The following is a 23,159-nucleotide window of genomic DNA, read 5'->3' on the forward strand; positions in this document are numbered from 1 at the left end:
GTGAGAGAACGACACCCTGTCAACCTTCATGTAGAACAGACGATACGCTCATGAAACCAGCCTTGAAGACACTGGGAAAAGACGCGTTGCCACCAGCAACGCCCCGCAGCATGCGTATCGTGACAGATGGAATGTCGAACGATCTGCGGCAGTTCAGTACGGATAACACCCATATCGTCAAGCAGATCCGGCTACTGGCCATCAACGCTCTTATCGAAGCGGCACGGGCGGGTGAAGCGGGCAAAGGTTTCTCCGTGGTCGCAAATGAGGTGCAGCGTCTGGCACAGATCGCATCGGACATTTCCTCGACCTTCGAACAGAATGTCTTGAGCCGCATCGGCCTCAGCCGCGATATGGCTGAGGCGCTGGTGGAGGAAATGGAGGGCGTGCGCCTGATGGACATGGCCCAGACACTGGTCCAGCTCATCGTGCGCAACCTGTTTGAACGCACCGCCGACGTGCGATGGTGGGCAACCGATACGGCTCTCTGGCAGGCACTGCAGAGCACCGAAAAGGCAGATGCCGCCTTCGCATCAGAGCGCCTCGGCGTTATTTCGCGCTTCTATACGGTTTACATCGATCTGGTGATGACCGACCGTCGCGGCATGGTGATCGCGTCTGCCAATCCTCGCTACAAATCCGGCCTGATCGGCCGCAACATGACGCTGGAACCCTGGTTCATCGCCGCGTCGCAGTGCCGCAGCGGTGACGAATACATCGTTGATCAGGTCAAAAGCAGCCCTTTGCATGATGACCGGGATGTTCTCGTCTATGCCACCGGCATTCGAGAAGGCGGAAAGAATGATGGCGCCTTGCTTGGAACACTCGGCGTCTACTTCGACTGGCAGGAACAAGGTCGCGCCATTGTCGAAAAGGAGGCAAATCTGCCACCGCCGGTGGCCGCGCGCACCGTGGTCCTTTTGCTGGATGGTGATATGCGCGTCATTGCCAGCAGCGATCCCGCTCTGCGCTTTACCAGCTATCCCCTTAAAAACATCGGAAATGCCATGCGTGGAAGCTACTATGCGGGGGGTGCAATCGTCGCCTTTGCCAAGACCTTCGGCTACGAGGACTACGACGGTCTGGGCTGGTACGGTGTCGTCATCCAGCAAACGGAAAGCGAAGAGGCAATTCGCGCGAGCCTTGGACTAAAGACGTAAAAGCGTTTGGTCGCAGGATCAGAACGTCGACGGCGTAACGGAATTGCTAACCAATCGACGATTTTATCGTAATATAATTCTGAAGCGGCCATAATTTCAGTAATCGTTCAACATTTAATGGAATGATGTGCCAATGCGAGACACAGTCATCGGTGACAATCGAACCGTCCGTCTGGTAAAAAATACGCGGGACATCATGTTTTGCGAGTTGCACATGAACGTGACCGACTTCAATTCGACTTTCAGGTGGCATGCGGCATGAAACCTGAGATGTGGCAGACAAGGTTCATTCAGGAATAGTCATGCGAACAGACACGGGCCAGATCGTTCACCTGGCGGATTATCGCCCCACAGATTTCGTTCTCGAACGAGTTGACCTCACCTTCGAACTCGACCCTGAAAATACCAAGGTCGAAGCGCGACTGATTTTCCATCGGCGCGAAGGTGCCGACAAATCAGCACCGATCATCCTGGATGGCGATGAGTTGACACTCTCTGGCCTTTTGCTGGACCAGATCGATATTCCCGCTGCGCAATATGACGTGACGCCGGACAGTCTGACGATCCGCGATCTGCCGGAGGAAATTCCCTTCGAAATCTGCGTAACGAACTACATCAACCCGGAAACCAACACAAAGTTGATGGGGCTTTACCGTACAAACGGTGTCTATTGCACCCAGTGCGAAGCCGAAGGCTTCCGCCGGATTACCTATTTCCCTGATCGCCCCGACGTTCTGGCGCCCTACACGATCACCATCATCGCGGCCAAGGAAGGTAATACGTTCCTGCTGTCGAACGGCAATTTCCTCGGCGGCGGCAATTACGACGAAGGCCGCCATTTCGCTGCCTGGTTCGATCCGCACCCCAAACCCAGCTATCTGTTTGCGCTGGTCGCGGGCGATCTGGGTCTCATCGAAGACACCTTCACCACCATGTCCGGTCGTGACGTCGCGTTGAAAATCTATGTCGAACACGGCAAGGAGCCGCGCGCAGCCTATGCAATGGATGCGCTCAAGCGCTCCATGAAATGGGACGAAGAGCGCTTCGGTCGCGAATACGATCTGGATATCTTCATGATCGTCGCCGTCTCGGATTTCAACATGGGCGCGATGGAGAACAAAGGCCTCAACGTCTTCAACGACAAATATGTTCTGGCCGATCCCGACACCGCCACCGATGCCGATTATGCCAATATCGAGCGCATCATCGCACATGAATATTTTCACAACTGGACCGGCAATCGCATCACCTGCCGCGACTGGTTCCAGCTATGCCTCAAGGAAGGCCTGACGGTTTATCGCGATCAGGAGTTTTCCTCCGACATGCGTTCGCGCGCCGTCAAGCGCATTGCCGATGTGCGCCATCTGAAATCGGAACAGTTCCCGGAAGACGGCGGTCCGCTGGCGCATCCACCGCGCCCCGACAAGTACCGCGAAATCAACAACTTCTACACGACGACCGTCTATGAGAAGGGCGCCGAGATCACCGGCATGATCGCCACCATCTTGGGTGCCGACGATTTTCGCAAGGGCATGGACCTCTACTTCGAACGTCACGATGGCGATGCATCGACTGTCGAGGATTTCATCACGTGCTTCGAAGAGGCGAGCGGGCGCGATCTCAGCCAGTTCTTCCGTTGGTACATTCAGGCTGGTACACCGCTTGTCAGCGCTTCTACGGCCTATGACGTGGCGTCTTCGACCTTCACACTGTCGCTGGAGCAGACCGTTCCGGCAACACCCGGCCAGACCAACAAGCAAACCCTCCACATTCCATTGTCCATCGCGCTTATCCTCGACAATGGCCAGATTGCCGAACCATCGACGGTCGAAGGCGGCGAGTATCGGGATGGCGTCCTGCATTTGACCGAACGGAGCCAGACATTTACGTTCGCGGGCATTTCATCGCGCCCGGTGCTTTCGATCAATCGTGGATTCTCAGCACCCATCAACCTGCATCTCGAGCAGTCCACGGACGACATGGTGCAGATTGCCCGTCACGATACGGATATGTTCTCGCGCTGGCAGGCCCTGGCAACACTCGCCATGCCAAACCTCATCAAAGCGACACAGGCCGTTTTGAACGGCACCGAGCCGCAGTTCGACGACGCTTTCATCGCGGCCCTGATCGACATTGCTGGCGATGACAGTCTTGAACCGGCATTCCGCGCTCAGGCACTCGGGCTGCCAAGCGAGGCGGACGTCGCCCGTGAAATCGGTCGCAACAATGACCCAGACGCCATCCACACGGCGCGCAACGCCGCGATGGCGGCGATTTCCAGGGCCGGCATCGAGACCTTCAAGTCGTTGTTCACGGCTTTCGAGAACAAGGGGGCCTATTCTCCCGATGCCGAAAGCGCCGGTCGCCGGTCCCTTCGCAACATCGCCATGGGCTATCTGTCTTTTGCCGAGCCGACACCCGAGCGCGCCTCGACGGCATTCTCCGCAGCCACCAACATGACGGATCTTGCCCATGCGCTCAGCGTTTTGACGCAACGCTTCCCGGACACGACAGAGACCGCGCAGGCCCTTGCGACATTCGAAAGCCGCTTTGCCGACAACGCGCTGGTGCTCGACAAGTGGCTGTCCATTCAGGCGGCCATGCCGGGTGAAGGAGCGCTGGGCCGCATCCAGTCGCTAACGAGCTCGAGGCACTTCATCGCGACCAATCCGAACCGCGTCCGATCCCTCATCGGGACGTTTGCCTTCGGAAACCCGACCGGCTTCAACCGGGCCGATGGCGAAGCGTACAGGTTCCTTGCGCAACAGATCGTCAGCATCGACAAGCGCAACCCGCAGCTTGCCGCGCGCATCCTCACCTCCATGCGCTCATGGCGGTCTCTGGAGCCTGTAAGAGCCGACCACGCACGCGCGGCACTCACCACGATCGAACGCACGCCGGCGCTCTCTACGGACGTCCGCGATATCGTGGAACGCGTGCTAAAGGCTTGACATTGCGTCAGTCTGGCGACTTGCAGCGAGTCGCCAGATCCGTCCCGAAAAAATACGGAGTCGGTTCAAGGGGTTAAAATTCTTTTAACCACAAGCTCTGGACAAGCCGAATCAGCTTTGATTCACTGGTGTCAGATTCGAGCGGCGGCGCTTCGAATGACACGAGGGACATCAAGGCGGGACAATGACGAACGTGCGGCGGGCGACTGCGGGCGATGATAGCTCGTATGCCAGAATAAGCGATGTAGCTGCATGGGGAGAAAAGTTTTCTGGTCTTATGGTGGGAATTGCCACCTGGCCAAAGAGCGGACTTCAGTTGCCCCAACTGGAAATGCTGCTTAAGCGGCTGATACCTGTTCTCATTCTGGCGTTTCTGATCGTTGTGGCAGCTTCGCGCATGCTGGGCATCATGGCGGAATCAGAGCGTATGGAAGGCTCTGCGCGGCAAGCGACGGCGCTTTCGGCCCTCGCTGCGCGGGCATCGCTCATCAGCGACGCGACACTCTTTGCCACGCAGAATCGGGTTGCAACGGAAGCGCGGCTGAACAGGGCATTCCCGGCGGGCAGCCTGAGCCAGGAGACCCTAATTCTGGTCGCGGGCAACAATGGTATTATCTTCGCTGGCGCTGGTGGCAAGACCCAAGGTTATCTTGGAACATCGCTCACCGGCCTTTTGCCGGAAATCGCCATCGTGAGGCGCTTTTCAGATGCGCCCGGCACCGTCGAAACCGATATCGAGGGTACGCCGCATTATGCGACCATGCTGCCACTCGGCGGCGATGGCGGCATGATCATCGCAGCGCGTTCGCTGGAGCCAATCCGCTCCTTTTGGCGTAGCGAAGTGGCCATGAACGTGACGCTGTTCACCGGTATTTCTGCCATTCTGCTCGTCATTCTCTATGCCTATTACATGCAGGTTAAACGGGCACGCACAGCGGACGACATCTTTCTGGAGTCCAACCTGCGCGTCGAAACCGCGCTGTCACGCGGGCGTTGCGGCCTTTGGGATTTCGATCTCTCGACACGTCGCATGTTCTGGTCCACGTCTCTGTATGAAATTCTCGGACTTCCGGCCAGAACAGAACCGCTATCGTTCAGCGATGCGGCGCGCATGATGCACTCGGAAGAGGGTAATCTTTACGAACTGGCCCGTGCCGTCGGCTGCGGGGAATTGCGCCAGATCGATCAGATTTTCCGCATGCGCCATGCTCATGGACACTATGTCTGGCTGCGGGCTCGTGCCCAGGTCATTCATACGTCAGCAGGCCTTCGCGTCATCGGCATCGCCATGGACATCACCGAGCAACATCGTCTGGCCCAGCGTTACGCCGAGGCCGACCAGCGCTTGGCTGACGCGATCGAAAGCACATCGGAAGCTTTTGTGCTGTGGGACAAAAATGACCGACTGGTCATGTGCAATGCCCACTTCCAGCAAGCCTACGGCCTGCCGGACAGCGTCTTGGTTGCAGGCACGGAACGCTCCGTGGTCAACGCGGCCGCCTGCCGCCCCGTGGTGGAGCGCCGCGTCGCGGATCCGGATCAGTCCGGCCTGTCACGCACCACGGAAGTGCAGCTCGCCGATGCGCGCTGGCTGCAGATCAACGAACGCCGCACCCGCGATGGTGGCCTGGTATCTGTGGGTACCAACATCACCCTTCTCAAGCGCCACGAAGAGCGCCTGCGCGATTCCGAAAAACGCTTGATGGCAACGATTGGGGACCTCTCATCCTCGCGCCACAAGCTTGAGCGACAGAAAACCGAACTCTCCGACGCCAATGCGCTCTACCAGGCGGAAAAAGAACGCGCCGAGGCGGCCAATATCGCCAAGTCCGAATTCCTCGCCAATATGAGCCATGAGCTACGCACGCCGCTCAACGCCATTCTCGGCTTCTCCGAGATTCTGCTCAACGAAATGTTCGGCCCCGTAGGGTCGCCGAAATATTCGGAATATGCTCGTGATATTCACGATAGCGGCAAGCATCTGCTCCACGTTATCAACGACATCCTCGACATGTCGAAGATCGAAGCGGGTCATATGCAGATCAATTGCGAGAAGGTCGATCTTGCACCTTTGGTCGAAGAGACGCTTCGCCTCACAGCCATTCAGGCGGCGCAGAAGAATATCTCCATCCAGCAGCGCGTCTGTGAGGACATGCACATGGCTGTCGATCGTCGCGCCATGAAGCAGATCATGCTCAACCTTCTGTCCAACGCGGTGAAATTTACCGGCGAAGGCGGACGGGTGGAGCTTCGCACCCACGTGCATCGGAACGGCCTGATGCTGACCATCGCAGATACCGGCATCGGCATCCCCGGCACGGCCATTAACAAGATCGGTCAGCCTTTCGAACAGGTTCAGAGCCAGTACGCAAAGAGCCAGGGCGGCTCGGGCCTGGGTCTTGCCATTTCTCGCTCACTGGTCAAACTACATGGCGGCACAATGAAAATCCGCTCCTGTGTGGGCAAGGGCACCGTCGTCGCATTGATGATACCGCATGCCGAAACCGTACAGCCGCTCGCGCCCGCTGCCGCCGGCTGACAACAAAAAAGGCGGGTCTTATCCACAGAGGGAGGACCCGCCTTTTCCATCACGGATCACAGGAGCATCAGGGTGCGGGGCGAAGCGTAAAACGGGTCAGTTCCGATGGGACACCCAAACGCAGCGCGAAGCCGGGCCACAGCGCCGTCCCATTGTTGACGTAGAGTTGCATGCCATCCACCTGATAGAAACCAGACACGAACCCGTTGTTTGCCCGCGCAACGATGCTGTGGAGCCCAAACACCATGCCGCCATGCGTATGGCCGGAAAGCTGCAACGCCACACCCATTTTGGCGTTACGCGCCGCTTCTTTTGGCTGGTGATCGAGGAGAATGATCGGCGCATTCTCCGGCGCTCCGTAAAGCGCCGCGGCAAGATCGGGCACCGGGAATGCCGTTCTGGCGGATGACAGATCAGTCACGCCTGCAATCACGATTTTTTCGCCGTTCCGCTCGATCACCGTATGTCCGTTGGCGAGCGTCGTCATGTTGAGACCCGAATAGTATTTCATCCACGCATTGTAGTCGAAGAAATATTCATGGTTTCCCGGAATGGTGAAAACACCGTCGCGCGCTTTCAGATTTGCCAGTGGCGCAATATCGGCACTGCGGGATTGAACGCTGCCATCGATCAGATCGCCGGTGATGACAATGAGATCGGGGTTCAACGCATTCGTTTTCTCCACCACGGATTTTGTCCACTCGGTCGAGAACAGTCGGCTGATGTGGAGATCTGTCAGTTGCACCATCTGGTAGCCATCGAAGGCAGGTGGCAAACCGGGAATGGCAACCTCGATATCCTTCAGCGGTGGAACGCGAATGGCTTGGCTCACGGCAAACGCGGAAAGCCCGAGCGCAACCAGTCCCATCGCATAGCGCACGCCAGGCGGGATCGCCGGGAAGTGGCCTTTAAACGGTAGCAGGATGATCGAGATGATATCGAGCGCAATCTGCATGAAGGCCAGCAACAGCAGAACGCCCACGAGGAAGTTGAATGCGATGACAAGCGGCCGAAAAAATTCAGGAGAAAAGACCGATCCCGACGACAGACGATTGAACAAGAGGTATTGGGAGCCGATCAGAAGGATCAATGCAAGACTGGCTTTGACAGACCACAACCATGGCAGCGGCTGGAGAAATCTGACGACAACCAGCAGCCACGGAATTCCGAAAATCAGATGAAACATGAATATGCCTTTGTGTTTGGTCTTGTCTACGCATGACGGACGCAAACGGATCAATCCATGATAGGGACGGATTGATCCGTGCTCTCACGCCGAAATCTGAACCAAAGGTGGGGTGTGAAACGCGATACGCAACGCGTTCAGCCGTTCTTCCTCACGTCGTAGCAAACAAAAGCAATCTTGTTGCCATCAGGGTCACGCGCATAGGCCGCATAGAAGCCTTCGCCATAATCGGGGCGCAAGCCCGGCGCGCCCTCGTCCGTTCCGCCATTCGCCATGGCGAGGGCGTGCAACCGGTCGATCATGTCCGATCCCGTTGTCAGAAACGCCGTCATGGCGCCATTGCCAATGCCTGCCTTGCCGCCATCGAATGGATAGCCCGTCGCAAAACGTGGCGCGTTCACATCCGTCTTGTCGCCCCAGAATACTGTCTGGTCATCCCTGTAGCACTGCTTCATGCCCATCTCGGTAAACACCGGATCGTGAAACCGCACGGCGCGGTCGAGGTCCGTCGTGCCGACCATGGTGTATCCAATCATCTTCAAGTCTCCAGTGAAGTTGGCAGATCCTATAAGTTAGACCTTGCCCACCACAACTGCCGAAAATGCCTTCCGCACAATTTTCGAGAGGCGTTTCACTTCGCCCTCCAGCGTGCCAATGTCGGGGCAGTCACCCGCCCGGCAGACAAGGTCGATCAACCCGGCTGGCGCTTGTTTCGGCTCGAAATCGCTGTCGATGCACAGGCGAATGATCTGGGAGAGTTCCGTAAAGAGGCCGAGCGCCACCATGCAATCGTCGTAGACGTGAGGCTCCATCGCCCGTTCCGCCACCCGTTTCCAGACGTCCGCCGTGCTCTCGCCCGCCACATGCGCTGGCAGACCTTCTCGAGGCGCGACCAAAGTCAGGTATTGCGCAACGAACTCCAGATCGACCAGACCACCGGGAATAAGCTTGAAATCCCAGTTATTGGCCGGCGGCTTTTCCGCGCCGATCAGCTTGCGCATTTCAGTGACGTCGGCAGATATCTGCGCTATGTCGCGCTTGTGGGAAAGAATGGACGCGATGATCCGTTCGGCATCCGCAATCAAGGACTTGTCTCCGCAGATCAGCCGCGCTCGTGAGAGGGCCATATGCTCCCAAGTCCAGGCCTCTTCGCGCTGGTATTTCTCGAACGTAGATATACGTGTCGCCACCGGCCCCTTGTTACCGGAGGGACGCAGTCGCATGTCCACCTCGTACAGCACGCCTTCTGCAGTCGGTGCAGACAGCGCCGCGATCAGTCGTTGCGTTATACGGGTGAAATATCTGACGGCATCGAGCGGCTTTGCTCCGTCGGATTGGGACGCGGCACCGTTGTAATCGTAAAGCAGGATCAGATCGACATCGGAGCCCGCCGTCAGTTCGAACGAGCCAAGCTTGCCCATGCCGACAACCGCCACGCGGCCGCCAGGATACGACCCATGAGCGGCCTCTATTTCGACCATCACCGCCATCAACGCCGCCTCGATAACAAGGTTGGCAAGATCGGTAAAGGCACGGCCCGCGACCTCCCCCCTGATGGCGCCAGTCAACAGTCTGACACCGATCAAAAAGCGCTGTTCGGCGGCGAAGATGCGCAACCGGTCGAGAATATCCTCATAGTGCCGCGCAGGCGCCAGAAAGCCCTGCATGCGCTGCCCGAGATAGTCGCGGGTCGGAATGTCCGTCATCAACCCGGGGTCCAGCATGCCATCGAACACGTGCGGGCGTGCCGCAATGATTTCCGCCAGACGCGGTGCAGATGCCATAATCGTCACCAGCAGCGACAAAAGGGCCGGATTGTTGCCCAGAAGCGAGAAGAGCTGAATGCCGGCAGGCAGGCCCGAGAGAAAATTGTCGAACCGCGACAGCGCCTCGTCGGCCCGCTTGCTTTTGCCGAAGGCCTGCAACAATTCCGGTGTCAGTTCCGTCAGTCGCTCGCGTGCCTCGACCGATTGTGTCGCCCGGTAACGCCCATTGTGCCAGGTACGGATGACGCGCGACATATCCTGCGGCCGTTCGAAACCCAGCCGTGCCAGCGTCTTCAGCGTATCGGGGTCATCTCTTTGCCCGGTAAAAACCAGATTGCCGCTTTCCCCTGACAGCCTGGTTTCCTGCTCGAACAGGGCCGAATATTTCCGCTCGACGAGCCGCAAAACACCTTCCAGCTTGTCGGAGAAAGCCTTTGTATCGCCAAAGCCCAGCATGAAGGCGATACGCTTCAACTCCACTTCGGTGTCCGGCAAGATATGGGTCTGCTCGTCGCGCACCATCTGAATGCGGTGCTCCACCTCGCGTAAAAACCAATAGGCATCCGTCAGCTTGTCGCGTGTCCCCGCGTCGATCCACTTCGCCTCCGTCAGCGCCGAAAGGGCCTCCTGCGTCGAGCGCACCCGCAGCGGTGCCATCCGCCCGCCCGCGATCAGTTGCTGTGTCTGCGCAAAGAACTCGATCTCGCGAATACCGCCACGCCCGAGCTTGACGTTGTGACCCTTCACCGCAATCGCGCCGTGACCCTTGTGCGCATGAATTTGCCGTTTGATGGAGTGGATATCGGCAATCGCCGCATAGTCGAGATATTTCCGAAACACGAAGGGCGTCAGTTCCCGCATGAAACCCTCCCCAGCCTTGATGTCTCCCGCCACCGGCCGCGCCTTGATATAGGCCGCCCGCTCCCAGTTCTGGCCCCTGCCCTCGTAATAGGTCAGCGCCGCCTCGACCGGTATGGCAAGCGGTGTCGATCCGGGGTCCGGGCGCAGCCGTAGATCCGTGCGAAACACATAGCCGTCTGCCGTACGCTCCTGCATGATGCGGATCAGCCGACGCATCATCCGTCCAAAAATTTCCAGCGCATCCAGCGGATCCGGCACGATGCCAGCCGACGGTTCGAAGAACACGACAGCATCGATATCGGACGAATAGTTCAGCTCCTGCGAGCCCAGCTTTCCCATGCCCAACACGATGAGGCCAGACCCCTCGCTGGGTGCGTCGGCATTTTTAAGTTCCAATTTTCCGCTTTGGTGGTTGGAAAGCAGCAAATGGTCGATGGCTGCGGCTAGGCTCGCATCTGCCATGTCGCTCAGCCACCGCGTGGTGTCTTGTGCCACGAAGATGCGCCCCAAGTCGGCAAGTGCAGCGATGAAGGAAAGCCGTCGTTTGGCAACGCGCAGCCGTGTCATGACCTCCGCCTCACTGGGAACGACACCGTCACCATCCGGTCGCCAGCAAGCGCGGGCATCGTCAACCAGACGCGCGAGTGTCGTATCAAGCGGTCCTGATATCGCCAGCGTCAGCAATCCCTCGTCCGACACCGCCGCATCGCGTAGATAGGGCGACAGGGAAAGCGCCTGAGCCACGAAATCCTTGAGCGGCCTGTCGCTTGCCAGAAGCGCTGCAACGTCGGGTTCGCTCTTGCCGATATCCTTTAATGTGGAGAGAACGGACTTCAGCTCGGCCTGCGTATGCGCGCGAATGACGTCGGACTGCACATCGTCCAGCCGTTTTCCGTTGATTGCCATCTGAGACATGGTCTCTCTCCCTACCCGCTGAATACCAATCCTTTTTGGAATCGGCCGCTTTGTTTTTAGGGACGACCTTAAGGTGTAGAGACAGGAAAAACCATCGAAACAGTCAGGCCCGGGGCTTGGCCGTTGTCGGGATCGGTGTCTGAGAGCCGCAGTGAACCGCCATGCAGCTCCATCACGGCCTCGACCAGCGAAAGCCCAAGACCAGTGCCTGGCTTGGAGCGGCTTTCGTCCAGCCGCACGAAACGCTTGATGACTTCGTCGCGCTTGTCAGCGGGCACACCAGGTCCGTTATCGGCAACAGAGAGCACGATGTCATCATCCTGCCTCACCAGACGCACGGAAAGACCCTTTTTGCCGTCATGTCCACCAGCATATTTGATGGCGTTGTCGATGAGATTGGTCAGCGCCTGACCGATCAGTTCGCGGTTTCCCTGCACGATCAGTCCGGGCGTGATGTCAGCGGTGAGCGTCAAGCCTTCCTCGTCGGCTACCGGTTCGTAAAGCTCGGCGCTATCCTCGGCGATGGCTGATATGTCGACATCGCTCATTTCGGCGGCAATAGAGCCAGCTTCGACACGAGAAATCATCAGAAGCGCATTGAAGGTGCGGATCAACTGGTCGGATTCGGCAATGATGCCTTCCAGTGCCGCCCGGCGCTTTCCGTCATCGCGGTCCTCAAGTGCCTCAGTTGCCTTGTTGCGCAAACGTGTGAGCGGCGTTTTAAGGTCATGGGCGATGTTGTCGGAGACCTGCCGCAGGCCTTCGTTGAGCTTTTCAATGCGGCCCAGCATCGCGTTGAGCGAACCAGAGAGCCGGTCGAATTCGTCGCCGGAGCGTCCCTGCGGCAGGCGCTGCGAGAGATCGCCCGCCATGATCTTCTTCGTCGCAGCCGACATGCGGTTGATGCGTTTCAGCGCATTGCGCCCGATCGCAAACCAGATCAGAACCGCGCCGCCACCCATGATAGCCAGCGCCACCATCAGAGCGTTGCGCACCAGCAATCGGAATTTCGTCGGCTCACCCAGATCGCGACCCACCAGAATGCGCAGGCCGTTATCGAGGCGGAAGATATTGGCGGTGGCCAGATGCTTCACGGCACCGCCGCTTTCGGAATAGCGCTCGTAACCGAACGGAAACTCCGTCCAGCCTTCCTTGTCGAAAACACCGGGCTGTACCGACGCAACGTTGCCTGCCAGAATTTCACCGTTTGGCCCTGCAATCACGTAAAGGCTCGCACCCGGCTGGCGCGCACGCCGCTCCATCATCCGCAAGAGCGGGTTGATGCCACCGCGATTATAGACACGCTGGACGTCGTTGACTTCCTGCTGCACGGCGTCACGCGTCTGCTGGTTCAGCAACCCCTCGGACAGCGCCGTTACATAGAAAACAAGGAAGGCGGCACAAAGGGCAAAAAGCAGGATATAAAGCGCAGACAGGCGCACCGCCGTCGAGCTGAACAGAAGACGAAGACGGGCCATGAACGGGCGTTACCCCTCATCCTTCATCATATAGCCAGCGCCGCGAATGGTTTTCAGCAGCGGTTTGTCGAAGTCCTTCTCGATTTTCGAGCGAAGGCGCGACACATGCACGTCGATGACGTTCGTCTGCGGATCGAAGTGGTAGTCCCAGACATTTTCCAGAAGCATCGTGCGGGTCACCACTTGGCCAGCGTTTTTCATCAGATATTCCAGCAGACGAAATTCGCGCGGCTGCAGCAAGATTTCCTTGCCGCCCCGGCGCACGTCATGAGAGAGACGGTCCAGCTCCAGATCACCGACCCGGTAGACCATATCCTGCTCCGGTTTGCCCTTGCGACGACCCAACACCTCGATTCGCGCCAGAAGCTCACTGAACGCATAGGGTTTCGGAAGGTAGTCGTCGCCACCGGCGCGAAGGCCCGTCACACGGTCATCCACCTGCCCTAGAGCAGACAGGATCAGCACCGGCGTTTCGATCCCGCGACGACGCAACTCGCTGATGACGGAGAGCCCGTCCCGGCGTGGCAGCATGCGGTCGATAACCATCACGTCGTAGGCGTTCTCGACACCCATAAACAGGCCGCTCTCACCATCGCTGGCGTGATCGGCGACAATACCAGCTTCCCGAAAGGCCTTGGTCATATAGGCCGCAGCTTCCAGATCATCTTCGATAACGAGAATCTTCATGTGGGGGACAATAGCGTCCTCCGCCTTCCCCGCACAACCGGAAACAGAGGGCTTACGGTCGTCTTGAGCATGACTTTCCATATTCTGCGCTCCTGATCGATGGTGCGGCCCGTAAAATGAAAGGCGGAAAGGGAAAACCCTTCCCGCCGCGTGTGTTTATCAACCCTGGTCGATATCCAGCGCGATGAAGCGGCTGCCTTCATCGGTTTGTATCTGGAAGAGAGCCTTGGAACGGCCGTCCTTCTTGGCCTGCGACAGAATCTTCTCGACATCGCCAGCAGAAGCGACCTGCTGATTGTTGACCGAGGTGATCTTCTCGCCGCTCTTCAGGCCACGGGCCGCCGCGTCGGAGTCAGGATCGACATCGGTGATGGCAAGACCCGCTCCGTCATCGGACGGTGCAACCGTCAGACCAAGGCTGGACAGCGCCTTTTCGCTGGAAGGCTGGCCGCCTTTGTCGTCACTCTGGCTGGTCGGTGCCTTGGAGGCATCGTCGCTGGCAAGATCGCCCAGCGTCACGGTCACGGGCTGCGATTTACCGCTGCGCCACAGAGAGAGCTCCACCTTGGTGTTCGGCTCCATCGCACCGATGCGGCGTGAAAGATCGCGGGCGTCCTTCACCGTATCGCCATTGAGCGCGGTGATGATATCGCCCTGCTTGATCCCTGCCTTGTCACCCGGAGAACCCGCCTGCGGCGCAACCACAAGCGCACCGCTCGCCTCTGCAAGACCCAGCGATTCAGCGATATCCTTGCTCACGGGCTGAATTTGCACACCCAGCCAGCCGCGCGCGACCTTACCGTCCTTGATCAGGTCCTGAATGACGTCCCTGGCGACGGAGGCCGGAATAGCGAAGGCAATACCGACGTTGCCCCCCGACGGAGAGAAGATCGCGGTGTTGATACCGATGACTTCACCGTTGAGGTTGAAGGCAGGTCCACCGGAGTTGCCGCGGTTCACAGCTGCGTCGATCTGGAGGTAATCGTCATAGGGACCAGAACCGATATCGCGACCACGTGCCGAGATGATACCTGATGTCACCGTGCCGCCGAGACCGAACGGATTGCCCACGGCAACCACCCAGTCACCGACGCGAATTTTGCTGTCGTCGGCAAACTGCACATAGGTAAACTTGCGGTTCACGTCTACTTTCAGCACGGCCAGATCGGTGCGGCTATCGCGACCGACCAGTTTGGCGTCGAGTTCGGTGCCGTCATTCATAACGATCGTGTAGGCAGAACCATCATCGACAACGTGGTTGTTGGTAACGATATAGCCATCTTCAGAAATGAAGAAGCCAGATCCCTGTGCCGTCGGGCGCAAGGGGCCCTTACCGTCGCGCTGGCCTTTTGGACCACGGTCGGCGCGCTTGTCACCTTCACCGGCACCCGGTCCGCCGAACTCCTTGAAGAAACGCTTCAGCGGATGATCGTCGGGAAGCTGATCGAGGCCACGGCCGCCGAAATTGAACGAATAACCATTGCTGTCGTCGGATGCAGGCTGCACATTGGATTGAACGCGCACCGAGACAACTGCGGGAGAAACCGCGTCGACGACGTTTGCAAAGCTTGGCACCTGCGGCGCCGTCACTTCAACGGGTACTGCGAAAGAATGAGCGATTGGCCCGGCGACGCCGGTCGTCAGCATCAGAGCCGCCAGACCGCCGACAGCGGAAGACTTGAGAATCGTCTTCAATGAGGGACGTCCGTTTTTAGACTGCAACATGGAACTTACCTTCTTTCTTCATTCTGACTGGAGCCCCGGTGGATCGGGGAAGCGGTGGATGACAAAAGATATAGGTACCCGCACCTTACAGCGAAGTGTCTGGCGCGTGAAAAATTCGTAATGTTGGGAGGTTTGCGGAAGAGAGGGCTATGAGTGGATCACAAAACGTTGAAATATCATGTTTTTTATCTCTGTCGTCAGCCCCACAATATAGGGCGGTGCGCTCGGCTTATCCCCCTCTGCCCTCCAACAAATCGCTGATCCGAGCCTCTTCATCCACCGTCAGCTTCTGCCCCTCGGAAACAGCCGCACGACGCCGGGCAAAAACGAAAATCGAGGTTACGCCGACCAGGATCAGTGCAATGGGCGCACCCCAAAGGGCAATGGTACGGGCGCTGACGCGCGGCTTCAGCAGCACGAATTCGCCATATCGGGACACGACATAATCGATCACCGCCTCGTCGCTATCACCTTTCGTCAACCGCTCGCGCACCAGCACCCGCAGATCACGCGCCAGCTCGGCATTGCTGTCATCGATGGACTGGTTTTGGCACACCATGCAGCGCAGTTGAACGGTCAATGCCCGCGCCCGCGCCTCAAGCGCAGGGTCAGCCAGGACTTCGTCGGGATTGAAGGCGAAGGCCGGGAGTGCCGTCAGGAAAAGTGTGAGAAAAACGACGAACTTTGCAGAAAAAACTCTCATTCCGCCGCACCCAGCACGACATCGTTCACAGCAGCCTTCGCCTTGCGCCGGGGCGCACCGACACGCAACCGTCGGTCCGACAGTGAAACCAGCCCGCCGATCATCATGAAGATCGTACCGCCCCAGATGCACAGAATGAACGGCTTCCACCAGATACGCACCACCATGCCGCCATCGGCCATCGGGTCTCCCAGCGAAACGTAAAGCTGCGAAAGGCCAAAGGTCATGATGCCGGCTTCGGTCGTGGGCATACGCCGCGCCGTATAGAGCCGTTTGGAAGACCAGACATCCGCCGCTTCGATGCCGCCCTTGCGGGCCGTGAAATGGCCGCGATCCTCGGTGTAATTCGGGCCGACATGGCTGCGAATGCCGTCGAAGGTCAGACTGTAGCCACCCGCATCCACCGCCATGCCCTGTTTCATTTCGACGACGGTTTCCGTTTCGAACGTGGTCACGATCACGATACCGAGCACCGTCACGCCCAGACCCATATGCGCCAACGTCGTGCCGAATGTCGAACGCGGCAATCCTTTCAGACGTCGCAACGCGATGCCGAAATTGAGCTTGCCGAAATTGGCCCGGTACCACAGATCGGCCAGCGCCCCAAAGATCAGCCAGAAACCGGCGACCATGCCGAGCACGGCCATGATAGGCCCGCCATGTTCGATGTACCACATCGTCAGGCCTGCAACCCCGGCCAATGCCGCTGCCACATACAGCCGCTGGAATGCACCCAGCAGATCACCGCGTTTCCATGCCATCATCGGCCCGAACGGCGTCACGATCAGAATGGGGATCATCAACAGGCCGAATGTCAGGTTGAAGAATGGCGCACCGACGGAAATCTTGCTCCCGGTCAACGTTTCCAAAGCCAGCGGGTACAACGTGCCGATCAGCACAGTGGCAGTCGATACGGTCAGGATCAGGTTGTTGAGAACCAGCGCACCCTCACGCGAAACCGGCGCGAATAGCCCGCCTGCTTTCAGCACCGGTGCGCGCCAGGCAAACAGCGAAAACGCGCCGCCAATGAAGATCATCAGAATGCACAGAATGAAAATACCACGGCTGGGGTCGGTGGCGAAGGCATGCACCGATGTCAGCACGCCGGATCGCACGAGGAACGTGCCCAGCAGCGACAGCGAAAAGGTCATGATCGCCAGCAGCACGGTCCAGATTTTCAGCGCCTCGCGCTTTTCCATCACCAGCGCGGAATGCAGCAGAGCCGTTCCCGCCAGCCACGGCATGAAGGACGCATTTTCCACCGGGTCCCAGAACCACCAGCCACCCCAACCGAGTTCGTAATAGGCCCAGTAGGAGCCCATCGAAATACCCGCTGTCAGGAAGGTCCATGCCGCCAGCGTCCAGGGCCGCACCCATCGCGCCCAGGCGGCATCGATGCGCCCTTCCATCAGGGCCGCGACCGCGAAGGAAAAACACACGGAGAAGCCGACATAGCCGAGATAGAGCAAGGGCGGGTGGATCGCCAGACCGAAATCCTGAAGGACCGGATTGAGGTCCTGGCCCTCCGCAGGCACCGGCGAAAGTCGTGCGAACGGATTGGAGGTGAGCAGAATGAACAGCAGAAACGCTGTCGTCACCCATGCCTGCACCGCCAGCACATTGGCCCGCAGGGTATCGGGCAGATTGCGGCCATAGACGGCCACCATCGCGCTGAACAATACGAGGATCAAAAGCCACAACAGCATCGATCCCTCATGGTTGCCCCACACACCGGTCAGCTTGTAGAGCATCGGCATCAGCGAATGGGAATTCTCATAGACGTTTTTGAGGGAGAAATCCGACACCGCATAAGCGTGTGTCAGTGCCGCAAACGCAATGCCCACCAGCAGAAACAAAAGAACCGAACCAATGGGGGCAATGTCCATCAGCGCCTTGTCGTTGCGGCGCGCGCCAAACACCGGCAGCGTGGAGACGACAAGCGCCACACCCAGCGCCAGCACCAGAGCATAATGGCCGATTTCGGTGATCATCGCGTTGCTCCGGTTTTGGCGGTTCCGTCCGGTGCCTGCTGCCAGAGACCCTTGTCCTTCAGGCGGTCGGCGACTTCCTTGGGCATATAGTTTTCGTCATGCTTGGCCAGCACGCTGTCGGCTACGAACGCATGGCTGGCAGCGTCGAACGTGCCCTCTGTCACCACGCCCTGCCCCTCGCGAAACAGGTCCGGCAGAATGCCGGTATAGCTCACCGGCACGCTCGCCCCACCATCCGTCACTGCAAAGCTTACCGTGCGGCCCTTGCCACGCTTGACCGATCCTTCAGCCACCAGCCCGCCAAGTCGAATGCGCGTTCCCGGCCCGATGGTCGTCTTCTCCAGATCGCCAGGCATATAGAAATAGGCAATGGATTGCCCGAAAGCGAACATCACCAGAAACGCAGCAATCGTGATGAAGCTGACACCGCCGCCGATAATGGCAAGTCTTTTCTGTTTGCGGGTCATTGCGTCACTCCCTGCGCGTCCACGCCAAGCTGCTGCGCCAGTGCCAGCAACTGCCTGCCCTGATCCCCCGAGGGCGGAAAGACTTTCAGGCCTTCGGCCAGAGCCTGTTTCGCCTTCTCGTCGTTCTTCAACATGGCGTAGGAACGCACCAGCCGCATCCAGCCCTCGAAATTATCGGGGTTTTCCTTCAGCCGCGCGTCTAGGCTTTCCACCATGCCCGCCACCATCGCCTGCCGGCCTTCGCTCGACATGTTGCTGGCGGCAGCCACATCCTCGGCACTGGGACCACTTGGGCCACTGGGACCACCCGGCGCCTGGCGTGTCGGCGCCGCCGCCATGTCGGCACCGCCGGTGTTTTGCAGATGCGCCTGCACCAGCGGTATCCACGGCGCGCCTTCGGGCGAATCCTTCAACAACGTGACAAAGGCCTGCCTTGCCTCATCCGTCTTGCCCGCCTGCTCCAGCGAAAGCGCCAGATAGAAGCGTACACGCGGATTGCCGGGGCTCATCTTTTCCGCATCTTCCAGCGCGGTGCGTGCGTCATCAACGACCACCCCTTCGTTGGCGGCGATCAGCGTTTCGGCAAGCCCGGTCAGGCGTGACGCATTTTCACCCTGGAGACGGATCGCAGTGCGGTACGCCATTTCGGCATCGCCCAGACGCATCGTCTTGAAATAGATCGGAGCCAGCACGTCCCACCCGGCGCCATCGGCAGGGTTCTGCGCCAGATGCCGTTCGGCCCTGGCAATCATCAGGTTCATATCGTTACCAGGTTTTTCCAGCCGCGCGGCAAGCGGCATGTCCGGCATGTTGGGCGTGCCCATAAACAAGTAAAGACAGAGCCCCATCAGTGGCAACAGCACCGTGACAATGCTCGCCAGCGCATTGTGTCGGCGTGGCGAGATCGATGATGTCCCGTCGGTTTTAACGGGTGCAGCCGCAAGAAGGCGCCGCCCGATTTCGCCGCGGGCATATTCAGCTTCGGTCTCGCCGATCAGCCCGCTGTCACGCTCGCGCTGCAATTCGGCAAGTTGGTCGCGGTAAACCGCCACCTCGCCCTCACGGGCATTGTCGGCTGCGCCGTTGCTGCGCATCAGCGGATAGGTCAGAATGATGGCGACAGCCGCCGTCAACAGGGCGATGATAATCCAGAACATGCCGTTTCAATTACTCGAATGCGCGCTGCTTTGAAACAAGCCACAGCAGGATGACGTGAATTTGAGACACTATGCCGCCGGAACCGTTCTGACAAAAGATCGAAACCCGTCGACATGCACCAGCCTCTTCTAACGATCAGCCCTGTCCCTGCCTTGGCACGGGTCGACCAGCCGTCAGATCAACGGCGTCCAGGTGCCATCGGTGTTGCGACAGGCGGCACCGCGGACTTTTGCCTGTTTGCCATCAACCGTCAGATCATGGGTGTATTGTCGACAGTTCTGGTTTCCGACCTGATACGGCGCATTGGCAACAACCTCGCCGCGCGTATCACCGCTGCCCCACACCACGGCCTGGCCGCCAGGCGCTGTTTCCAGCGCACGATACTCCGCTTCCAGCGCCCTGTTGAAATCACCGCGATCCAGTTGAAGCCCACTTCTGCCGACAATGCCGCCCTGAAGGCTGGAAATGTAGGGCGTAGACGCTCCTCCACCGCGCCCCAGCAATCCGCCACCGGACGCGCGCGTATTGGACGTTGTGCACGAACTGAGAACGGACAGGCAGACCAGCGAAAGCACAGCAGGGCGTATGATATTGGAGTTTATCCCGGCAAATCCGGTTTTGCCCACCACGTCAACCAAGAATACACTCCTTATCAACGCGCCATTCTGGCGCGGTCCTGCGTCAAGAAATGTCTTGCCAGTTTTTGGCCATCATGCAAGCTCTTTCGAAAGCCCCGGGAGAAGCAACTCCGCTTTCAGTCCGCCCAGCGGGCCGCGCGACATGGCAAAGGTACCGTGGTACTCAGAAACCACCTCGCTGACGATGGATAGACCAAGCCCCGTCCCTGGCCGGCTTTCGTCCAGGCGTCTGCCGCGTTTCATGGCTTCGGTAATCTGCTCCGGCTCCAAACCCGGCCCATCGTCTTCCACCAGCAGCGTCACCCACGACCTGCGGGTCACGTCCGGGTCTGAAGACGGGGGCGAACCGCTGACGACCGTTATCACCACCTTGGTGGCAGCAAACCGCGCCGCGTTTTCCAGCAGGTTGCCAACCGCCTCTTCCAGATCCTGCTGCTCCATCGCCAGAATCACGTCCGGGTGCTGCATGTCCAGCTGGAATGTCTTGTCCGGGTTGAGGCGGCGCATCACGCGCATCAGCCGCTCCAGTGCCGGCTCTGCTTCCACCCGCGCCAGAATGGAGCCGCGTTGCGCGGCAATGCGGGCGCGGGAAAGATAGGACTGCACCTGCGCCTGCATCGCATCCACCTGCCCCCGCACCAGATCGCCATGATGGCTGTCCAGTGTCCGGGCCTCGTTCAACAGAACGGCAATCGGCGTTTTCAGCGAGTGCGCCAAATTGCCGACCTGCATGCGCGCCCGCTCCACAAGACGCCGGTTGCTTTCGATCAGCGCATTCACTTCTGTTGCCAAAGGCTGGATTTCACGCGGGAATTCGCCCTCCAGCCGCTCCGCCTCGCCGCCCCGGATCTTGCCCAGCGCAACACGTGCCTTGTCCAGCGGTCGCAAACTGTAGAGAATGGCAAGGCCGTTGACGACAAGGCTGCCAACACCGAAGACGGCCAGCGCCAGATAGAGGCTGTTGGAAAAGTCGCTGACATCGTCTTCCACGACGTTGAGGTTGCCGGTCACGCGAAAACGCGCTGCTCGTCCTTCGCCATCCAGAACCACCTCGGTTTCAGCCACTTGCACACGGTTTCCGGCTTCATCCGTAATGACGTAATAGCGCTCATAGCGATTGTCGAAGGGAACATCCAGAATGCCTGGAACCGGCAGCGTCGAAACGCCAAGCGAAGACGAGACAAGCGGGGCTGTCTGGAAATTACCCAACGGCTCCACCACCCAGTACCAGCCGGTATCAGGCTGCGAAAATCGCAGGTCACCCAGTTGCGGGCTGCCGGCCAGCGTATTTTCGTTGGAAACGGTAATGGAATTGATGACGTTGTAGAGTTGGGCGCGCAGCAAGTCGGTAAAGCTACGCTCCACGCCCTGCCGGTAGAGCGTGGAGATCACCACCGCGATCACCACCAGTGCCAGGGCAGACCATGCCGAGGCCAGCAGCAGAACGCGGGCGGTGAGTGAGTTACTTCGCATCTGCGGGCGCTTGCATCCGGTAGCCAAGACCACGGATGGTCTCGATCAGATCGACACCCAGTTTTTTACGCAGACGTCCGACGAAAACTTCGATCGTATTGGAATCCCTGTCGAAATCCTGATCGTACATATGCTCGACCAGCTCGGTGCGCGACACCACCTCACCCATGTGGTGCATGAGATAGGATAGAAGCCGAAACTCGTGAGACGTCAGTTTCAGTGTCACGCCATTGACGGTCGCCTTGGAGGATTTCGTATCGAGCCGCACCGGGCCGCAGGTAATCTCGGATGACGCATGTCCGGCTGCGCGGCGGATCAGCGCGCGCACGCGCGCCAGAATTTCTTCCACGTGGAAAGGCTTTGTCACATAGTCGTCGGCGCCGGCATCGATACCTGCGACCTTGTCGCTCCAGCGGTCACGCGCGGTGAGGATCAGGACCGGCATGGACTTGCCGCTTGCACGCCATTTCTCGACGACGGTAATGCCATCCATCTGCGGCAGGCCGATATCAAGAACGATCGCGTCATAGGGCTCGGTGTCACCAAGATAATGCCCCTCTTCGCCATCGAAGGCCTGATCAACGACATAACCCGCTTCTTTCAGCGCGTCGGTCAGCTGTCGATTGAGGTTTGTATCGTCCTCGACCACGAGAATGCGCATCATCAGTCCCTTTTCATTCCACACGTCACTTCTGCAGTGTGACGCTCATTCACATCATGTCTACATCAGAAATTTAAGGATTGCGACGGTCTACATCGGGACGCGCATCGTCACCTTGCGGGGGCGCTCGCCGTTGCCCTGCACCAGCACGGTCACGATGCAATTTTGGCCGTCATTGGACGGATAAACCGAAAGAAGCTGGCCACCGGTTTCACGTACCACCCGCGTTACGGCCGAGCTGCAGTCACTTGCAACCTGATAGACGCGTGCCGCCAATGGCGCACCTTGGACATCAGCTTGCGGCGCAGGAAATCCGGAAAGCCCGGCTGCAAGCGTCGCGATGATGAGAGGTGATGCCATTGCAAAAAACTTCCAAAGAAAACCGGGATGCACGGGAGACGAATTCTTGGTCAAATATGTATCGCAAAGCGTCTGAATGGCAAATGAATGTGGACTGTGGTGGATTTCAGCGTGATGTGGGCAATAGCGCGAGTGGCTCCCCCCCCCTGTCCTTCGTAATAAAGGGAGGAGCCACCCGCTCACCCTTGCACAATCCTACTTGATCGCACGCGTCGCAGCCAACCGCCCGTAGAGCGCAATCAAGCCACCCACGCCGCCTGCCACCGTCATCAGGCCCTCAGCAAGGTCGTTTTCAAAACCCGCCGGCAGGTTCAGGCCCGCAACATGCAGCAGCGGCGCCACCACCGCAATCAAAGCGCCCCAGACGGTTTTGGATTGGTACCAGGCTTTCATCTCGGTCATAGTCTACCCTTTCTCGGTTGACGTTATTGTGATTTTGA

18 protein-coding genes are annotated in these 23,159 nt (G+C 58.7%); 3 read left to right on the forward strand and 15 right to left on the reverse strand.

Features of this window, described 5'->3' with window-relative positions:
* Window positions 1-50 precede the first annotated feature (50 nt).
* The 3 genes from GGQ73_RS15160 to GGQ73_RS15170 all read left to right on the forward strand — a co-directional run bounded on the left by GGQ73_RS15160 (window position 51) and on the right by GGQ73_RS15170 (window position 6,650).
* On the forward strand, window positions 51-1,160 hold the full coding sequence (locus tag GGQ73_RS15160) for a methyl-accepting chemotaxis protein (protein WP_183897028.1): 1,110 nt from the start codon (window positions 51-53) through the stop codon (window positions 1,158-1,160).
* A gap of 302 nt (window positions 1,161-1,462) precedes the next feature.
* The gene (gene pepN, locus GGQ73_RS15165; protein WP_183897029.1) at window positions 1,463-4,111 is read left to right on the forward strand and encodes an aminopeptidase N; all 2,649 of its coding nucleotides are present in this window, start codon (window positions 1,463-1,465) and stop codon (window positions 4,109-4,111) included.
* Window positions 4,112-4,295: 184 nt separating this feature from the next.
* Window positions 4,296-6,650, forward strand: coding sequence for a PAS domain-containing sensor histidine kinase (locus GGQ73_RS15170; protein ID WP_183897030.1), 2,355 nt, complete (start codon window positions 4,296-4,298; stop codon window positions 6,648-6,650).
* A 67-nt stretch (window positions 6,651-6,717) separates the two neighbouring features.
* Here the strand turns inward: GGQ73_RS15170 and GGQ73_RS15175 are convergent, their stop codons facing one another.
* From GGQ73_RS15175 to GGQ73_RS15245, 15 genes are all read right to left on the reverse strand, one after another.
* Complete coding sequence (locus tag GGQ73_RS15175; protein WP_174152476.1) at window positions 6,718-7,836, reverse strand: metallophosphoesterase; 1,119 nt, start codon at window positions 7,834-7,836, stop codon at window positions 6,718-6,720.
* 137 nt (window positions 7,837-7,973) lie between these two features.
* The gene (locus GGQ73_RS15180; protein ID WP_183897031.1) at window positions 7,974-8,372 is read right to left on the reverse strand and encodes a VOC family protein; all 399 of its coding nucleotides are present in this window, start codon (window positions 8,370-8,372) and stop codon (window positions 7,974-7,976) included.
* Window positions 8,373-8,408: 36 nt separating this feature from the next.
* A complete protein-coding gene (locus GGQ73_RS15185) occupies window positions 8,409-11,369 on the reverse strand; it encodes a bifunctional [glutamine synthetase] adenylyltransferase/[glutamine synthetase]-adenylyl-L-tyrosine phosphorylase (RefSeq protein WP_412762985.1) in 2,961 nt (986 codons plus the stop codon).
* Between the two features lie 77 nt (window positions 11,370-11,446).
* The gene (locus GGQ73_RS15190; protein ID WP_183897033.1) at window positions 11,447-12,856 is read right to left on the reverse strand and encodes a sensor histidine kinase; all 1,410 of its coding nucleotides are present in this window, start codon (window positions 12,854-12,856) and stop codon (window positions 11,447-11,449) included.
* Between the two features lie 9 nt (window positions 12,857-12,865).
* Window positions 12,866-13,624 (reverse strand): response regulator transcription factor, encoded by a 759-nt coding sequence (locus tag GGQ73_RS15195; protein WP_174152473.1) that lies wholly within the window; start codon window positions 13,622-13,624, stop codon window positions 12,866-12,868.
* A gap of 78 nt (window positions 13,625-13,702) precedes the next feature.
* Window positions 13,703-15,268, reverse strand: coding sequence for a Do family serine endopeptidase (locus GGQ73_RS15200; protein WP_183897034.1), 1,566 nt, complete (start codon window positions 15,266-15,268; stop codon window positions 13,703-13,705).
* A 229-nt stretch (window positions 15,269-15,497) separates the two neighbouring features.
* Complete coding sequence (locus GGQ73_RS15205; protein WP_174152471.1) at window positions 15,498-15,971, reverse strand: cytochrome c-type biogenesis protein; 474 nt, start codon at window positions 15,969-15,971, stop codon at window positions 15,498-15,500.
* Window positions 15,968-17,962, reverse strand: a complete 1,995-nt coding sequence (locus GGQ73_RS15210) for a heme lyase CcmF/NrfE family subunit (RefSeq protein ID WP_183897035.1) — start codon at window positions 17,960-17,962, stop codon at window positions 15,968-15,970. The genes GGQ73_RS15205 and GGQ73_RS15210 overlap by 4 nt, the downstream gene beginning before the upstream one ends.
* The gene (ccmE, locus tag GGQ73_RS15215; protein WP_183897036.1) at window positions 17,959-18,429 is read right to left on the reverse strand and encodes a cytochrome c maturation protein CcmE; all 471 of its coding nucleotides are present in this window, start codon (window positions 18,427-18,429) and stop codon (window positions 17,959-17,961) included. The genes GGQ73_RS15210 and ccmE overlap by 4 nt, the downstream gene beginning before the upstream one ends.
* The gene (gene ccmI, locus GGQ73_RS15220) at window positions 18,426-19,586 is read right to left on the reverse strand and encodes a c-type cytochrome biogenesis protein CcmI (protein WP_183897037.1); all 1,161 of its coding nucleotides are present in this window, start codon (window positions 19,584-19,586) and stop codon (window positions 18,426-18,428) included. The genes ccmE and ccmI overlap by 4 nt, the downstream gene beginning before the upstream one ends.
* A 174-nt stretch (window positions 19,587-19,760) precedes the next feature.
* Entirely contained in the window at window positions 19,761-20,225 is a 465-nt protein-coding gene (locus GGQ73_RS15225; protein WP_210290144.1) for a hypothetical protein, read from the reverse strand.
* A gap of 72 nt (window positions 20,226-20,297) precedes the next feature.
* Window positions 20,298-21,698, reverse strand: a complete 1,401-nt coding sequence (locus GGQ73_RS15230; RefSeq protein ID WP_183897038.1) for an ATP-binding protein — start codon at window positions 21,696-21,698, stop codon at window positions 20,298-20,300.
* On the reverse strand, window positions 21,688-22,359 hold the full coding sequence (locus GGQ73_RS15235) for a response regulator transcription factor (protein ID WP_174152779.1): 672 nt from the start codon (window positions 22,357-22,359) through the stop codon (window positions 21,688-21,690). Before GGQ73_RS15235 ends, GGQ73_RS15230 begins: the two co-directional genes overlap by 11 nt.
* A 90-nt stretch (window positions 22,360-22,449) precedes the next feature.
* Window positions 22,450-22,719 (reverse strand): hypothetical protein, encoded by a 270-nt coding sequence (locus tag GGQ73_RS15240; RefSeq protein WP_183897039.1) that lies wholly within the window; start codon window positions 22,717-22,719, stop codon window positions 22,450-22,452.
* A 195-nt stretch (window positions 22,720-22,914) separates the two neighbouring features.
* The gene (locus GGQ73_RS15245; RefSeq protein WP_183897040.1) at window positions 22,915-23,121 is read right to left on the reverse strand and encodes a hypothetical protein; all 207 of its coding nucleotides are present in this window, start codon (window positions 23,119-23,121) and stop codon (window positions 22,915-22,917) included.
* Window positions 23,122-23,159: the final 38 nt, after the last annotated feature.

It is taken from the genome of Rhizobium skierniewicense (genome assembly GCF_014196515.1).
Lineage (GTDB): Bacteria > Pseudomonadota > Alphaproteobacteria > Rhizobiales > Rhizobiaceae > Agrobacterium > Agrobacterium skierniewicense.

Coding starts and splice junctions, on each gene's coding strand:
- GGQ73_RS15160 (WP_183897028.1), top strand. CDS start 51: ATGAAACCAGCCTTGAAGACACTGGGAAAAGACGCGTTGCCACCAGCA.
- ccmE (WP_183897036.1), bottom strand. CDS start 18,429: ATGACCCGCAAACAGAAAAGACTTGCCATTATCGGCGGCGGTGTCAGC.
- ccmI (WP_183897037.1), bottom strand. CDS start 19,586: ATGTTCTGGATTATCATCGCCCTGTTGACGGCGGCTGTCGCCATCATT.
- GGQ73_RS15240 (WP_183897039.1), bottom strand. CDS start 22,719: ATGGCATCACCTCTCATCATCGCGACGCTTGCAGCCGGGCTTTCCGGA.
- GGQ73_RS15180 (WP_183897031.1), bottom strand. CDS start 8,372: ATGATTGGATACACCATGGTCGGCACGACGGACCTCGACCGCGCCGTG.
- GGQ73_RS15195 (WP_174152473.1), bottom strand. CDS start 13,624: ATGGAAAGTCATGCTCAAGACGACCGTAAGCCCTCTGTTTCCGGTTGT.
- GGQ73_RS15170 (WP_183897030.1), top strand. CDS start 4,296: ATGACGAACGTGCGGCGGGCGACTGCGGGCGATGATAGCTCGTATGCC.
- GGQ73_RS15245 (WP_183897040.1), bottom strand. CDS start 23,121: ATGACCGAGATGAAAGCCTGGTACCAATCCAAAACCGTCTGGGGCGCT.
- GGQ73_RS15205 (WP_174152471.1), bottom strand. CDS start 15,971: ATGAGAGTTTTTTCTGCAAAGTTCGTCGTTTTTCTCACACTTTTCCTG.
- GGQ73_RS15230 (WP_183897038.1), bottom strand. CDS start 21,698: ATGCGAAGTAACTCACTCACCGCCCGCGTTCTGCTGCTGGCCTCGGCA.
- GGQ73_RS15190 (WP_183897033.1), bottom strand. CDS start 12,856: ATGGCCCGTCTTCGTCTTCTGTTCAGCTCGACGGCGGTGCGCCTGTCT.
- pepN (WP_183897029.1), top strand. CDS start 1,463: ATGCGAACAGACACGGGCCAGATCGTTCACCTGGCGGATTATCGCCCC.
- GGQ73_RS15235 (WP_174152779.1), bottom strand. CDS start 22,359: ATGCGCATTCTCGTGGTCGAGGACGATACAAACCTCAATCGACAGCTG.
- GGQ73_RS15210 (WP_183897035.1), bottom strand. CDS start 17,962: ATGATCACCGAAATCGGCCATTATGCTCTGGTGCTGGCGCTGGGTGTG.
- GGQ73_RS15200 (WP_183897034.1), bottom strand. CDS start 15,268: ATGTTGCAGTCTAAAAACGGACGTCCCTCATTGAAGACGATTCTCAAG.
- GGQ73_RS15185 (WP_412762985.1), bottom strand. CDS start 11,369: ATGGCAATCAACGGAAAACGGCTGGACGATGTGCAGTCCGACGTCATT.
- GGQ73_RS15175 (WP_174152476.1), bottom strand. CDS start 7,836: ATGTTTCATCTGATTTTCGGAATTCCGTGGCTGCTGGTTGTCGTCAGA.